This window comes from Micromonospora tulbaghiae (assembly GCF_900091605.1).
Classification (GTDB): Bacteria; Actinomycetota; Actinomycetes; order Mycobacteriales; family Micromonosporaceae; genus Micromonospora; species Micromonospora tulbaghiae.
This window is the reverse complement of record NZ_FMCQ01000001.1, coordinates 1,077,341-1,091,944: the sequence shown is the minus strand read 5'-3', so window position 1 is coordinate 1,091,944 and position 14,604 is coordinate 1,077,341. Positions and strand designations below refer to the sequence as shown.

10 protein-coding genes are annotated in these 14,604 nt (G+C 73.0%); 6 read left to right on the top strand and 4 right to left on the bottom strand.

Annotation, left to right across the window (positions count from 1 at the left end):
* Positions 1–3: 3 nt before the first annotated feature.
* Positions 4–909: a cyclase family protein gene (locus tag GA0070562_RS05315; protein WP_091415817.1), complete on the top strand. Its 906-nt coding sequence runs from the start codon at positions 4–6 to the stop codon at positions 907–909.
* A 238-nt stretch (positions 910–1,147) separates the two neighbouring features.
* Here the strand turns inward: GA0070562_RS05315 and GA0070562_RS05310 are convergent, their stop codons facing one another.
* Positions 1,148–2,188: a S66 family peptidase gene (locus GA0070562_RS05310; protein WP_091415813.1), complete on the bottom strand. Its 1,041-nt coding sequence runs from the start codon at positions 2,186–2,188 to the stop codon at positions 1,148–1,150.
* Between the two features lie 84 nt (positions 2,189–2,272).
* Here GA0070562_RS05310 and GA0070562_RS05305 point away from each other — a divergent pair, with 84 nt between their 5' ends.
* Positions 2,273–3,301, top strand: a complete 1,029-nt coding sequence (locus tag GA0070562_RS05305; RefSeq protein ID WP_091415808.1) for a hypothetical protein — start codon at positions 2,273–2,275, stop codon at positions 3,299–3,301.
* A gap of 123 nt (positions 3,302–3,424) precedes the next feature.
* Positions 3,425–6,211, top strand: coding sequence for a phosphoenolpyruvate carboxylase (gene ppc, locus GA0070562_RS05300; RefSeq protein ID WP_091415805.1), 2,787 nt, complete (start codon positions 3,425–3,427; stop codon positions 6,209–6,211).
* Positions 6,212–6,259: 48 nt separating this feature from the next.
* Here ppc and GA0070562_RS05295 read toward each other — a convergent pair whose 3' ends face one another.
* Positions 6,260–7,057 (bottom strand): hypothetical protein, encoded by a 798-nt coding sequence (locus GA0070562_RS05295; protein ID WP_091415802.1) that lies wholly within the window; start codon positions 7,055–7,057, stop codon positions 6,260–6,262.
* Between the two features lie 54 nt (positions 7,058–7,111).
* Between GA0070562_RS05295 and GA0070562_RS05290 the strand changes: the two genes are divergently transcribed.
* Together GA0070562_RS05290 and GA0070562_RS05285 are read left to right on the top strand one after the other, a co-directional pair.
* The gene (locus tag GA0070562_RS05290) at positions 7,112–8,290 is read left to right on the top strand and encodes a DNA recombination protein RmuC (RefSeq protein WP_091415799.1); all 1,179 of its coding nucleotides are present in this window, start codon (positions 7,112–7,114) and stop codon (positions 8,288–8,290) included.
* Between the two features lie 148 nt (positions 8,291–8,438).
* Positions 8,439–11,729 (top strand): S8 family serine peptidase, encoded by a 3,291-nt coding sequence (locus GA0070562_RS05285; protein ID WP_091415796.1) that lies wholly within the window; start codon positions 8,439–8,441, stop codon positions 11,727–11,729.
* A 61-nt stretch (positions 11,730–11,790) separates the two neighbouring features.
* On the opposite strand, the gene GA0070562_RS05280 is transcribed toward GA0070562_RS05285, so the two are convergent.
* Both GA0070562_RS05280 and GA0070562_RS05275 read right to left on the bottom strand, forming a co-directional pair.
* Positions 11,791–12,207: a hypothetical protein gene (locus GA0070562_RS05280; protein ID WP_091415793.1), complete on the bottom strand. Its 417-nt coding sequence runs from the start codon at positions 12,205–12,207 to the stop codon at positions 11,791–11,793.
* A 38-nt stretch (positions 12,208–12,245) separates the two neighbouring features.
* Positions 12,246–13,235 (bottom strand): 4-hydroxy-3-methylbut-2-enyl diphosphate reductase, encoded by a 990-nt coding sequence (locus tag GA0070562_RS05275; protein WP_175438618.1) that lies wholly within the window; start codon positions 13,233–13,235, stop codon positions 12,246–12,248.
* A gap of 195 nt (positions 13,236–13,430) precedes the next feature.
* Between GA0070562_RS05275 and xseA the strand changes: the two genes are divergently transcribed.
* Complete coding sequence (gene xseA, locus GA0070562_RS05270; protein ID WP_217493411.1) at positions 13,431–14,597, top strand: exodeoxyribonuclease VII large subunit; 1,167 nt, start codon at positions 13,431–13,433, stop codon at positions 14,595–14,597.
* Positions 14,598–14,604 lie beyond the last annotated feature (7 nt).

The following is a 14,604-nucleotide window of genomic DNA, read 5'->3' as shown; positions in this document are numbered from 1 at the left end:
CGGATGGTCGAGTATCGGGCGGTCTTCGACGCCGAGGTGGTTTTCGCAAACGGGGGCGGTCTGCGCACCGACGGGTTCCGGCTGGACGTGCCGCACCCGGACGTCACCGACGACGAGGTGGCCGCGCTGCTGGTCCGGCACCTCGGGCTGCTCATGGTCGGCGAGGTACGGATCACCAACCGGAGCATCGTCGAGGAGCCGCACAAGGGCGGGCGCGGGGTGGCCGCCCCGGCCGGCGGTGGCGGGCGGCGTGTCGTCGAGCTGAGTCACGTGATCACCGAAGGCATGGTCACGCTGCCCGGCTGGCCCGGACCGGCGATCACCGAGTGGCTCACCCGGGAGGCGTCCCGGGGGCGGTACGCGCCGGGTGTCGAGTTCCACGTCGCGCGGATCAACATGATCGCCAACACCGGCACGTACGTGGACACGCCGTCGCACCGCTTCGCCGACGGCCCGGACCTGACCGGGGTGCCGCTGGACCGCCTCGCCGACCTGCCCGGCCTGGTGGTACGCGTGCCGGCCGGTACGCGGGCGGTGGACCGGCTGATGCTCGCCCCGTACGACGTGGCCGGGTGCGCGGTGCTGCTGCACACCGGCTGGGACGCGCACTTCGGCACCGACGCGTACGCCGCTCCGGAGGCGCCCTACCTGACCGGTGACGGCGCGCAGTGGCTGGCCGAGGCGGGCGCGGCACTCGTCGGCATCGACTCGATCAACATCGACGACATGACTCCGGCGGCGGCCGGTCAGCGGCCGGCGCACACCGGTCTGCTGGCTGCCGGCGTGCCGATCGTGGAGCACCTGACCGGCCTGGACGCGCTGCCCCCGACCGGCTTCCGGTTCACCGCCGCCCCGCCGCGAGTGGCCGGCATGGGCACGTTCCCGGTGCGCGCCTTCGCCGTCTTGTGATCCCGCACCCGCCAGCGGGTCGTCCCGCCCAAGGTGGTGGGTGGAGCGCCACGGGTGCCACACCACGCCAGAGGCGCCCATGACGTTCCACTCAGCCGGTGAAGCGGCGGTGGGTGGAACGTCATGGGTGCCAAAGCAGGCCGGAGACACCCATGACGTTCCACCCAGCCGATGGAGCGGCGGGTGAGTAGCGGCGCGGCCGAGTTCGACGCTCCGGCGCAGGTAAATTCGTGCGGGCTCAGTAGCGCACGGCGATGCGGCGCTCGGCCGCGTCGACGCGGATCTCGCCGCCGTACGGGATGATCAGCTGCGGGTCGGTGTGGCCCAGGTCGACGTCGAACACCACGACCGGGTCGGCGGCGTACGGCCCGAGTGCCGACAGGATCGCCTCCCGCTGGTCGGCGGCCCAAACCAGCCGCTCCGCGACGGAGTGCGGCCGGCCGAAGTCCCACGCCTTGGGGCGGCCGACCACGATCGCCGGGACGGCGGCGAGCAGACCCCGCTCGCCCATGTTCCGCACGATCCGGAAGACCTCCTGCGCGGGCGGCAGCTCGTTGGACGTCTCCAGCACCAGCACCGATCCGGCCAGGTCGGCGGCCTGCGGAACCCGGTCGGTCGCCATCAGCCAGTGCACGATCTCCAGGCAGCCGCCCCACGTCCGGCCCTGCACCACCCGGGCCGGGCCGTGCCAGCGCCAGCCCTCGGACGGGTACATCGGCGGCTCCTCGGCCAGCGTGGCCGGGTCACGCCAGTCGCACGGCTCGTCCCCCCACTCGGGGGCGGCGGTCAGCTCGTACCAGCCGGAGGTGAACAGCGCGGCGCGCAGCGAGTCGAGCGTGAGCGGGTGCGGCTTGCCGGAGCGCCCGAGGTGCACCAGCACCGAGCCGCCGTGGTAGCCGACCACGCCCAGCCGGTACAGGTGGTTGAGCACGTTGGTGTTGTCCGAGTAGCCGAAGTACGGCTTCGGGTTGGCCCGCAGCACGTCGTCGTCCAGGTAGGGCGTGACGGTGATCAGGTCGTCCCCGCCGACTGTGGCCAGCACGGCGGTGATCGTCGGGTCGGCGAACGCGGCGGTCAGGTCACGTGCCCGGTCGCGCGGGTCGGCGCCCATGATCCGGGTGGTCGGATACTCCACCGGTTCCAGCCCCAGCTCGTCGCGGAGGCGGCGCAGGCCCAGCTCGTACACGTGGGGGAAGAGACCTGGCAGGCCGGCGGAGGGTGAGACGACCGCGACGCGGTCGCCCGGCTTCGGTTTGGCGGGATAGACAGGCACCGTCATGGTCCGACGCTATCGGCCCGGACCAGCGGTTTTCGCCGGACGAAACCCCATGAGCCGGGCATATGACCGCAATAGGCTGAGGCCGTGGACGACGAGCCGGAGCTGCGTACCCGGGACTGGCTGCCCCGCACGGCGGCGCTGATCCTCGGCACCCTGGCGCTGGCGAGCGCGTTCATCGCCGCCTACGTCGGCGCGCTGCACAAGCCGGACCCGCGCGACGTGCCGGTCGCCGTCGTCGCCGGCGACCAGCAGGCCCAGGCCGTGATGTCCGCCGTCCGCGCCCGCACCGACGTGATCAAACCCGTCGGGTACGACAGCCGCGGCGCCGCCGAGGACGGCCTCAACGACCGGTCGGTGTACGCGGTGCTCAGCTCCGCCCCGGAGGGTGGCCTGACGCTCGCCACCGCCAGCGCGGGCGCGCCCGCCGCCACCGAACTCGTCACCGAGGTGTTCACCGAGGCGGCCCGGCAGGCCGGGGTGCCGCTTCAGGTCACCGACGACGTGCCGGTCTCCGCCGACGACCCGCGCGGCCTGGTCCCGTTCTACCTGGCCGTCGGCGTGGTGCTCGGCGGCTACCTGGCGTCCACGGCGCTCGGCATCTCGCTCGGCACGAGCCCGCGTGACCTGCGCCGGGCCGGGCTGCGGATCGCCACGCTCGCGGTGCACGCGATCCTGCTCGGCGTCATCGGGGCGATCCTGGTCGGGCCGGTCCTGGGCGTGTTCTCCGACCGCGTGGCGACGGTCGCGGTGGTCGGCGCGCTCGCCGCGTTCGCGGCCGGGATGGTCGCGGCCGCCGTGCAGGGCTGGCTCGGGCTGCTCGGCACCGGCATCGTGATCCTGCTGCTCGTCGTGCTCGGCAACCCCGGATCCGGCGGCATCTACGCGCCCGAGTTCCTGCCGCCGTTCCTGCGCGGGATGCACCGCTGGAACGTGCCCGGTCTGGCCACCGACCTGTTCAAATCGGCGATCTACTTCGACTGGCGCGGCGGTGGGTGGGCGCTGACCGGGCTGCTGGTCTGGGTGGTCGCCGGGCTGGCCGGTCTGCTCACCGCGACCGTCTTCCGCGCCCACCGGCGGCCGAAGCCGGGTCGGCACGCCGTCGAGCGGGGCTGACCGGCAAACCGTCCCAGAGTGCAGATCATCACGGTGTCCCCCTCCTGTCCCCCGGGCCCACGCGGATACCATCCAGAGGAGTCGGACAGCGCTGTCCTTCGTCCTCGCGTAAGGAGCGCAACCGTGACCGACCAGCACGACCACGACGGCCCCGACGCCGCTCTCCGGGCCGACATCCGCCGACTCGGCACGCTGCTCGGGCAGACCCTGGCCCGTCAGGAGGGCCGGCCGCTGCTCGACCTGGTCGAGGAGATCCGCGCCCAGGTCCGCTCCGACGCGCCGGCCGCCGCGCAGCGCCTCGCCGGGCTCGACGTCACCACCGGCACGAAGCTGGCCCGCGCCTTCTCCACCTACTTCCACCTGGCGAACATCACCGAGCAGGTGCACCGCGCCCGGGACCTGCGCCGCCGCCGCGCCACCCACGGCGGCTGGCTGGACCAGGCGGCCAAGATGATCGCCGAGCGGGGCGTACCGGCCGAGGAGATCGCCGCGGCGGCCCGCCGGCTGGCCGTACGCCCGGTCTTCACCGCCCATCCCACCGAGGCGGCCCGCCGGTCCATCCTGTCCAAGCTGCGCGCGGTCGCCGACGAGCTGGACACCGAGACCGCCAACGCGATCCTCTACGGCGCCAGCGACGAGGGTCCGGCCAACCGCCGCCTGGCCGAACTGCTCGATCTCATGTGGCAGACCGACGAGCTGCGACTGGACCGGCCGGACCCGACCGACGAGGCGCGCAACGCGATCTACTACCTGCGGGACCTGTACGCCGAGGCCGCGCCGCAGGTCCTCGACGACCTCGCCGACACGCTGCGCACGCTCGGCGTGGAGACGTCGCCGACGTCCCGCCCGCTGACGTTCGGCACCTGGATCGGCGGCGACCGCGACGGCAACCCGTTCGTCACGCCGGTGGTCACCCGCGAGGTGCTGCGCATCCAGCACGAGCACGGCATCGCCGCCACCGAGAAGGCGATGGACGAGCTGATCACCGAGGTCAGCGTCTCCCGGCGGCTGCGCGCGGTGTCGCTCGACCTGTCCGCCAGCCTGGCCAAGGACCTGGACGCGCTGCCCGAGGTGGCACCCCGGTTCCGCCGGGTCAACGCGGAGGAGCCGTACCGGCTCAAGGCGCGGTGCGTGAAGGCGAAACTCGCCAACACCCGCGAGCGGCTGCGCGCCGGCACCCCGCACGTGCCGGGGCGGGACTACCGGGGCTCGACCGAGCTGATCGCCGACCTGGAGCTGCTGCGCGCGTCGCTGGCCCGCAACTCCGGCCAGCTCACCGCCGTGGGACGGCTCGCCTCGGCCATCCGTACGGTGTCCGCGTTCGGCCTGCACCTGGCCACCATGGACATCCGGGAGCACGCCGAGAAGCACCACGAGGTGCTGGCCCAGCTCTACGAGGCGGTCGGTGAGGTCTCCGACTACCCCGCGTTGTCCCGGCTGGAGCGCACCAAGCTGCTCGCCGACGAGCTGACCGGCCGGCGTCCGCTCTCCACGCAGGACAGCCCGCTCACCGAGTCGGCCCGCAAGACGTTCGACGTGTTCGCGGCGATCCGGGAGGCGCAGGACCGGTTCGGCCCCGAGGTCATCGAGTCGTACATCATCTCGATGACGCTCGGCGTGGACGACGTCCTCGCCGCCGTGGTGCTGGCCCGCGAGGCCGGCCTGGTGGACGTGCACTCCGGGCGCGCCCGGATCGGCATCGTGCCGCTGCTGGAGACGCCGGCCGAGCTGAACACCGGTGGTGAGCTGCTGGACGAGCTGCTGTCGCTGCCCGCGTACCGGGCGCTCGTCGCGGCCCGGGGCGACGTGCAGGAGGTGATGCTCGGCTACTCCGACTCCAACAAGGAGGCGGGCATCACCACCAGCCAGTGGTCCATCCACCGGGCGCAGCGCGCGCTGCGGGACGTCGCCGCGCGGCACGGCGTACACCTGCGGTTGTTCCACGGACGGGGTGGCACCGTCGGCCGGGGTGGCGGCCCCACGCACGACGCGATCCTGGCGCAGCCGTACGGCACGCTCGACGGCGCGATCAAGGTGACCGAGCAGGGCGAGGTCATCTCCGACAAGTACACGCTGCCGGCGCTGGCCCGGGAGAACCTGGAGCTGACGGTGGCGGCGGTGCTCCAGGCCACACTGCTGCACACCGCTCCCCGGCAGCCGGCCGAGATGCTGGAGCGCTGGGACGCGGCGATGGACGCGGTGTCCGCCTCGGCGTTCCGGTCGTACCGGTCGCTGGTCGAGGACCCGGACCTGCCCGCGTACTTCTGGGCCTCCACCCCGACCGAGCTGCTCGGCGCGCTGAACATCGGCTCCCGGCCGGCGAAGCGCCCGAACACCGGCGCGGGCCTGTCCGGCCTGCGCGCCATCCCGTGGGTGTTCGGCTGGACGCAGACCCGGCAGATCGTGCCGGGCTGGTTCGGCGTGGGCTCCGGGCTGGCCGCCGCGCGGGCGGCCGGGCTGGCCGACGTGCTCGCCGAGATGAACCGGAACTGGCACTTCTTCCGCACGTTCCTGTCGAACGTCGAGATGATGCTGACCAAGACCGACCTGGGCATCGCCCGGCGCTACGTGGAGACGCTGGTGCCGAAGAAGCTGCACCCGATCTTCGACAAGATCGAGCAGGAGTACGAGCTGACCAAGCAGGAGGTGCTGGCGGTCACCGCCTCACCCGCGCTGCTGGACAACTCGCCGGTGCTCCAGCGCACGCTCGCCGTGCGGGACACCTACCTGGAGCCGCTGCACCACCTTCAGGTGGCGTTGCTGCGGCAGTACCGCGAATCCGGCGCCGCCGGACGCGCGGTGGTGACCGCGCCGGGCGGGCGGCGTGCCCCGAACGACGGTACGGCGCTGGAGCGGGCGCTGCTGACCACCGTCAACGGCATCGCCGCCGGCATGCGCAACACCGGCTGATCTTCCCGGGCGGGGCCCTCGTGCGAGCGAGGGCGCCGCCGGGCCCGGCTAGAAGTCGCCGCCGCCGAAGTCACCACCGAAGTCGCCACCGCCGAAGCCGCCGAAGTCGCCGCCGCCACCGAAGTCGCCACCGGCGTAGTCGCCCTGGCCGCCCATGTCGCCGCCGCCCATGTCACCGCCCTGGTCGCCGAAATCCTGACCGTCGCCGAAGCCCTCCTGATAGCCGGCGTCGTACCCGGGGTCGGCGAACGCGGGCGAGAACAGCGCGTCCGCGATCAGGAGACCGCCGACCACACCGACGCCCGCACCGAGCGCGGTCTTCCACCACGGCGTGGAGTACCAGCCGGCCGGCACCGGCCGCCCCTGGAACCGCCCACCGGGGTAGTAGTAGGGCGTCGAGTTCCCCGGCTGCGGGCCGGCCCGGAACGTCTGCCCCTGCACGTCGACCTGGCGCTCCTTGGTGAGCGCGCCGGCACCCTGGGCGGCGGCGAGCGGTGGCAGCTCCGGGCCCGGGTCGATGCCCATCGCGGTCCGCGCCGCCCGGATGTACGCCAGCCCTTCCAGCGCGGTCTCCCGGGCCAGCCCGAACTGGCGCGGCGTGGTCGCCTGCTCCAGCTGCGAACCGGCTGCGTTGTACCGCTCACCGGCGTCGGCGAGCGCCTGGCGGACCGCCGGGGCGTCGCCGTGCAGGTTCATCAGCTGGCCGCCGAGCCGCTCGTACCAGCGCTGCGCCTCGGCGCGGGCGTCGGCCAGCTCGTTGGACCGACGCGATCTGCTCCCCCTCCGCCAGAACACGAACGCACCTCCGAGCAGCAGGATCAGGACCAGCCACAACGCGAACTCCATGACTCGAACGTACCCACCGGGCGCTCGTCGTACCCGTTTGGCAAGCTCTTGGCCATGAGCTTTGCGACGCTGGCCGTGGTGGTGCTCTGCCTCGCCGCGGGCGGCGCGGTGGGCTGGCTGGCCGCGCGGGCACGCGCGGCGGCCGACATCGCCCGCCTGGAGGCGACACTCGCCGCCACCCGGGCCGGCGAGGGCCGGCTGGAGCAGTCCATGCGGGCGCTCAGCTACGAGGCGACCGCGCAGTCCCAGGAGGCGGTGGCCCGAGCGGTCGCGCCGCTGCACGACACGCTGCGCCGCTACGAGCAGCGGGTGGCGGAGCTGGAGCGCGACCGGGTCGACGCGTACGCCGAGCTGCGCGAGCAGGTGCGGTCCATGAGCGCCGTCTCCGGCGAGCTTCGCACCGAGACCAAGCAGCTGGTCGCCGCGCTGCGCGCGCCGCAGGTCCGGGGCCGCTGGGGCGAGCACCAGCTCCGCCGGATCGTCGAGGCCGCCGGCATGCTGGAGCACTGCGACTTCAGCGAGCAGGTCACCGCCGCGACCGACCACCAGGGGGTACGCCCCGACCTGGTGGTGCGCCTGCACGGCGGCCGGACGGTGGTGGTGGACGCGAAGGCGCCGTTCGACGCGTACCTGACCGCGATGGAGGCGCGCGACGAGCGCGGGCGCGACACCCACCTGGACGCGCACGCCCGCCACCTGCGCGCGCACGTGGACGGCCTGGCCGCCAAGTCCTACTGGTCGGCGTTCGACCAGACGCCGGATTTCGTGGTGCTGTTCGTGCCGGCCGACCCGTTCCTCGACGTGGCGCTGCAACGCGACCCGTCCCTGCTGGAGCACGCATTCGCCCGCAACGTGGTGCTGGCCACGCCGGCGACGCTGGTGGCGCTGCTGCGCACCGTCGCCTACTCGTGGCGGCAGGAGGCGCTGGCGCGCAACGCCGCCACCGTCCACTCGCTGGCCCGCGAGCTGTACGGGCGGCTGTCCACACTCGGCGACCACGTCGGCAAGCTCGGTAGTTCGCTGAGCGGGGCGGTGACCGCGTACAACCGGGCGGTGGGCTCGCTGGAGGCGCGGGTGCTCGTGAGCGCCCGCAAGCTGGCCGAGCTGGGCGTCTCCGACGACGAGCTGGCCGCGCCGGCGCAGGTCGAGCTGGCACCGAGGCAGCCGCAGGCACCCGAGCTGCTGGGCGCGCCGTCCACATCGGCCGAGAGGTCGACGGACGTCGACGCCTAACACGCCGCACGTGATGACGTAGACCGATTCTTGTCACGGACTGATCACAAACCCAGGCCGGGTAGTGACACATGTCGCCGTGACACGCAGGATCACCGTCACACGTGCCCTGCCCCTTGAGGGCCCTGTTCTCTGGAGGAAGAGAACGTTGAGTAAACCCCGCACGCGCAGCCGGCGACCGTCCGCCGCGCTCCTGGCCTCGGTCCTCGCAGCCGGCGCCCTGACCGTCGGGGGTGGCGCCGGCACCGCGAGCGCCGCCCCCGCCACCCAACCCTCGCAGCCGACCGCCGCGAAGGCACTGGGCGCACACGACGCCAAGCTGCTCGACGAGGCGGAGGCGAAGAACGCGCCGACCGTCACGATGATCATCGCGGCGAAGAAGGGCTCGGCCAAGAAGGTCGTCGACGGCCTGACCGGCCTGGGCGCCACCGTCAGCCAGCGGTACGACCAGATCGGCTACGTGCTGGCGAAGGTCCCCACCGCGAAGGCGCTCAAGGCCGCCACGCTGCCCGGTGTCGCCGCCGTCGACCTGGACGAGACCATCAAGCTCCCCGACCCGGCGCCCGAGGCGGCACCGAAGGGCGCGAAGACCGCCGCCCAGGCGCAGGCGCTGGCCGGGCCGGGCGACGACACCGGCGCGGTGAACCCGTACATGCCGACCAACGAGACCGGCGCGGAGGCCTTCAAGGCCGCGAACCCGCAGTGGGACGGCCGCGGCGTCACGATCGGCATCATGGACTCCGGTGTGGACCTCGACCAGCCGGCGCTCCAGACGACCACCACCGGCGAACGCAAGATCGTCGACTGGGTCACCGCCACCGATCCGCTGGAGGACGCCTCCTGGCGGCCGATGCTGACCGAGGTCAGCGGCCCCTCGTTCACCACCTCGCTCGGCACCTGGGCGGCGCCGGCCGGCAACTACCGGTTCAACGTCTTCCGCGAGAACATCACCGCGAACAGCGACGCCCGGGGTGACCTCAACCGCGACGGCGACACCACCGACTTCTGGGGCGTGCTCTACAACCCCACCACCGGTGACGTGCGCGTCGACGCGAACCAGAACAACGACTTCACCGACGACGAGGTGATGCGGCCGTACAAGGAGCAGTTCCAGGTCGGCCACTTCGGCACCGACAACCCGGCCACCGCCGTACGCGAGCAGATCCCGTTCGTGGTCGAGTACCGGCGCAACGTGAACACCGCCCCGGTCGGCGGCCCCGGCCTGGTCGACTACGTCAACATCGGCATCATCGAGAGCACCCACGGCACCCACGTCGCCGGCATCACCGCCGCCAACGACATGCTGGGCAACAGCGCCTTCGACGGTGCCGCCCCGGGCGCCAAGCTGGTCTCCGCCCGCGCCTGCTCGTGGGGTGGCGGCTGCACCGCGGCGGCGCTCACCACCGGCATGGCCGACCTGGTGATCAACCGCAAGGTCGACGTGGTGAACATGTCGATCGGTGGCCTGCCCGCGCTCAACGACGGCTCGAACGCCCGCGCGGTCCTCTACAACGACCTGATCAACACGTACGGCGTGCAGCTGTTCATCTCGGCCGGCAACTCCGGTCCGGGCGTGAACACGGTCGGCGACCCGTCGGTCGCCACCGACGTGGTGAGCGTCGCGGCGAACATCAGCAAGGACACCTGGCTGGCCAACTACGGCTCGGTGGTCCGCAAGGACAACGCGCTGTTCAACTTCTCCTCGCGCGGCCCGCGTGAGGACGGCGGCTTCAAGCCGAACATCACCGCCCCCGGCTCGGCCATCTCCACCGCGCCGACCTGGCAGCCGGGCAACCCGGTGCCGGAGGCGGGCTACCCGCTGCCTCCGGGCTACCAGATGCTCAACGGCACCTCGATGGCCGCCCCGCAGGCCACCGGCGCCGCCGCGCTGCTGCTGTCGGCCGCTAAGGCGACCGGCAAGGGCGTCACCCCGGCCGCGCTGCGCCGGGCCGTCTACACCGCGGCCAAGCCGATCACCGGCGTCCCGACGTACGCGCAGGGCTACGGCATGTTCGACGTCCCGGGCGCGTGGAGCCTGCTCGCCAAGGGCGTGCCGACCCGCACCTACACCTCCGAGGCGCCGGTCTGCACCGAGCTGTCGCCGAACCTGACCCGCTACGACCGGGCCTCCGGCACGTTCGTGCCGAACCCGAACGTCGGCACCGGCCTCTACAACCGCTGCGCCGCCGACCGTGGTGGCCAGAAGGTCAAGGAGAGCCGCCACTACGAGGTGAAGCTGACCCGCACCAGCGGCCCGAACAAGGGCATCAAGCACGAGGTCGCCTTCCGCGGCAACGACGGCACCTACAGCGCCCCCAAGGTGGTCTGGCTGCCGCTGAACAAGACCGTGACGGTCAAGGTGAAGGCCAAGCCGATGACCGCCGGCGCGCACGGCGCCATCATGACCGTCGACGACCCGGCCACCAACGTGGTCGACTTCGAGGTCGCCACCGTCGTGATCGCCTCGAACGCGGCGTCCGCTCCGGCGTACTCGTTCTCGACCGACGGCTCGGTCGAGCGCAACGGCTTCCGGTCGTACTTCGTGACCGTGCCGCCGGGTGCGGGCGCGCTCCAGGTCAACCTGTCCGGCATCGCGACCGGCTCGCAGACCCGGTTCATCGCCATCAACCCGTACGGCGTGCCGGTCGAGAGCACCGCCAGCACCGCCTGCTACACCAACTTCTCCGACGCCGCGGTCTGCAAGCCGCAGGAGCGGGACTACCAGAACCCGCTGCCGGGCGTGTGGGAGATCGAGGTGGAGGCGCGTCGCACCTCGCCGGCGCTGGACAACCCGTTCCGGCTCCAGGCCCGCGTGCAGGGCGTCAAGGTGGAGCCGGCCGTGGTCCAGCTCCCGTCGGTCACCGCGGGCACCCCGGCCCCGGTGAGCTGGAAGCTGACCAACACCTTCGGCCCGGTCCAGGTGACCGGCGTCGGCGGCCCGCTGGCGAGCGTCCGGGCCGAGCGGCCCAGCATCACCGAGGGCGCGACCCAGGAGTACGTGGTGGAGGTGCCCGCGGGCGCCACCTCGTTCACCGCCCGGATCGGCAACCCGTCCGACCTGAGCGCCGACCTGGACCTGACGGTCTTCCGCGGCACCACCCAGGTGGGGCAGTCGGCCGACGGTGACTCGGAGGAGGCGGTCACGCTGACCAACCCGACTCCCGGCACCTACCGGGTCGTGGTGGACGGTTACTCGATGAGCGACCCGACCACCGCGTACGACTACCGGGACTCGTTCGCGTCCCCGGCGCTGGGCACGCTCTCCGCGCCGTCCACGCCGCTGTCCCTGGCCAACGGCGCCACCGCCACCCTCACCGGTGCGGTGACCGCCCTGTCCACCCCGGCCGAGGGCCGGGAGCTGTACGGCGACATGGCCGTGACCACCACCGAGGGCGCGGTCGTCGGCCGCGGTTCGGTGGAGATCCTCGCGGTCAACTGAGCCGCTGACACGACGGAGCCCCGTCCCCTCTCGCAGGGGGCGGGGCTCCTTCGCGTCGTCGTCAGGCGGGGCGGGCGGACTCGACCACGAACGGGGTGCCCTGCTGGCAGGTGGTCATCATGCCCGGTTCGGGACGACCGGTGACCTCGACCCGGGCGCCGGCCTTGAGCACGTCGCGCGGGCCACCGACGAGCAGGTGGCCGTCGAGCAGCAGGCAGTTCGGCTCGACGCCGGCCTGCACGGTGCCGCTGATGACGGTGCCGCCGACACCCGGCGGGGTCGACGGGCCGCCCTTCCAGGAGGGGCCCGGACGGCTCGGGCTGGTGCCGGGGTCGGGCTGGCTGGTCACCGGGGCGGCTCCCGTCGTACTCGGGCTGGGGCTCGGGCTGGAATCGGCGGACCCGTCGCCGGGTGCGGCGCAGGCGGTCAGCGCGAGACCGGCGAGCAGTGCGACGAGCACCGTACGAGGAGTCTTCATGGTCGATTGGACGCGGCGGACGGCCGATCCGTTCCCGGTCAGCCGCGGGCCGCGGCGGCGGCCTTCATGTCGCGCTTGAGCTCCTGCGGCAGCGAGAACGTCAGCCGCTCGTCCGCGGTGGTGACCTCCTCGACGTCGCCGAAGCCGCGCTCGGCCAGGTGCGTGAGCACCTGCTGGACCAGCTCGTCCGGCACGCTCGCACCGGAGGTCACACCGACCGTGCCGGCGCCGGTCAGCCAGGCGTCCTCGATCTCGTGCGCGAAGTCGACCAGGTAGCCGGCGCGCGCCCCGGCGTCGAGCGCCACCTCGACCAGCCGGACCGAGTTCGAGGAGTTGCGCGAGCCGACCACGATCACCACGTCGCACTCGGGGGCGATCTCCTTGACCACGTGCTGGCGGTTGGAGGTCGCGTAGCAGATGTCGTCGCTGGGCGGCGACTGGAGCAGCGGCAGCCGCTTCTTGAGCCGGGCCACCGTCTCCAGCGTCTCGTCCACCGACAGCGTGGTCTGGGAGAGCCAGACCACCTTCTCGGGGTCGCGCACGGTGACCTTGTCGACCCCGTCCGGGCCGTCGACGAGCTGGATGTGGGCGGGCGCCTCACCGGCGGTGCCGATGACCTCCTCGTGCCCCTCGTGGCCGATGAGAAGGATGTCGTAGTCCTGCGCGGCGAACCGGCGGGCCTCGTGGTGCACCTTCGTGACCAGCGGGCAGGTCGCGTCGATCGCCCGCAGCGAGCGCTGCCTGGCCTGCTCGTACACCTCGGGGGCCACGCCGTGGGCGGAGAAGATGACGGTGGCGCCCTCCGGCACCTCCTCGTTCTCCTCCACGAAGATCGCGCCCTGGGCCTCCAGCGTGCGCACCACGTGCTTGTTGTGCACGATCTGCTTGCGCACGTAGATCGGCGCGCCGTAGAGCTTCAGCGCCTCCTCGACGGTCTGCACCGCCCGGTCCACGCCCGCGCAGTAGCCGCGGGGGTTGGCCAGGAGCACGCGCTTGCCGGTCCGGGGAGTCGTCTCAGCATCAGTCACCCGCCCATCGTACGTGCCGCTCTCCCGCGCGGCAGCGGCCGCGAGGCGCACGCGGGCGCTGTCGGTCCCGGGCCGTAGGGTGGGCGGGTGAGCGCGGGAGACGACGGGCGGAGCACCGCGGACGGCCGGAGCACGCCGAACGGGCAGAGCGCCCCGGACGGCCGGAGCACGCCGGAGGAGCCGTGGCCGGTCCGGGTGGTCAGCCAGAAGGTCGGCGCCTGGATCGCCCGCCTGGGCTGGGTCTGGGTCGACGGTCAGGTGGCGCAGATCAGCCGCCGGCCCGGCGCGAGCACCGTCTTCCTCACGCTGCGCGACCCGTCGGCCGACCTCAGCCTGACCGTCACCACCAACCGCGACGTTCTGGACGCGGGCGCGCCGGAGCTGCGCGAGGGCGCCCGGGTGGTGCTGCACGCCAAGCCCGAGTTCTACGCCGCGCGGGGCACGCTCAGCCTGCGCGCCGACGAGATCCGCCAGGTCGGCCTCGGTGAGCTGCTGGCCCGGCTGGAGAAGCTCAAGAAGCTGCTCGCCGCCGAGGGCCTGTTCGACCGGTCCCGCAAGCGGCGGCTGCCGTTCCTGCCGGGCCGGGTCGGCCTGATCACCGGCCGCGCCTCGGCGGCCGAGCGGGACGTGCTGACCAACGCCCGCCGCCGCTGGCCCGCCGTCGACTTCCGCACGATCAACGTGGCGGTGCAGGGGCCGAGCGCGGTGCCCGACATCGTCGGCGCGCTCAAGGTGCTCGACGCCGACCCGGCGGTCGACGTGATCGTCATCGCCCGGGGCGGCGGCGGCATCGAGGATCTGCTGCCCTTCTCCGACGAGGCGCTGTGCCGGGCCGTCTTCGCCTGCCGCACGCCCGTGGTCAGCGCGATCGGCCACGAGACGGACGCGCCGCTGCTCGACTACGTGGCCGACGTGCGCGCCTCCACCCCCACCGACGCGGCGAAGCGCATCGTGCCGGACCTGACCGAGGAGGTCCGGCTGATCGGCCAGGCCCGGTCCCGGCTCGAACGGGCCGTCCGTCACCTGGTCGACCGGGAGCAGCACCGGATCGACCTGCTGCGGTCCCGTCCGGTGCTGGCCCGGCCGCAGGTGATGGTCGAGCAGCGGGCGGTGGACGTGTCCGCGCTGCGCGACCGCGCCGGCCGGTCCCTGGAGCACCGGCTGCGGGGCGCCACCGACGACCTGCGGCACACGCTGGCCCGGCTGCGCGCGCTGTCCCCGGCGGCCACGCTGGAGCGCGGCTACGCGATCGTGCAACGCGCCGACGGCCACGTCGTCCGCGCGGCCTCCGAGGTGGCCAAGGGCGATCCACTGCGGGTACGCCTCGCCGAGGGCGAGCTGACCGCCACCGTCGACGGCTGAGGGAAGA

Coding starts and splice junctions, on each gene's coding strand:
- GA0070562_RS05315 (WP_091415817.1), top strand. CDS start 4: ATGGTCGAGTATCGGGCGGTCTTCGACGCCGAGGTGGTTTTCGCAAAC.
- GA0070562_RS05310 (WP_091415813.1), bottom strand. CDS start 2,188: ATGACGGTGCCTGTCTATCCCGCCAAACCGAAGCCGGGCGACCGCGTC.
- GA0070562_RS05295 (WP_091415802.1), bottom strand. CDS start 7,057: ATGGAGTTCGCGTTGTGGCTGGTCCTGATCCTGCTGCTCGGAGGTGCG.
- GA0070562_RS05290 (WP_091415799.1), top strand. CDS start 7,112: ATGAGCTTTGCGACGCTGGCCGTGGTGGTGCTCTGCCTCGCCGCGGGC.
- GA0070562_RS05280 (WP_091415793.1), bottom strand. CDS start 12,207: ATGAAGACTCCTCGTACGGTGCTCGTCGCACTGCTCGCCGGTCTCGCG.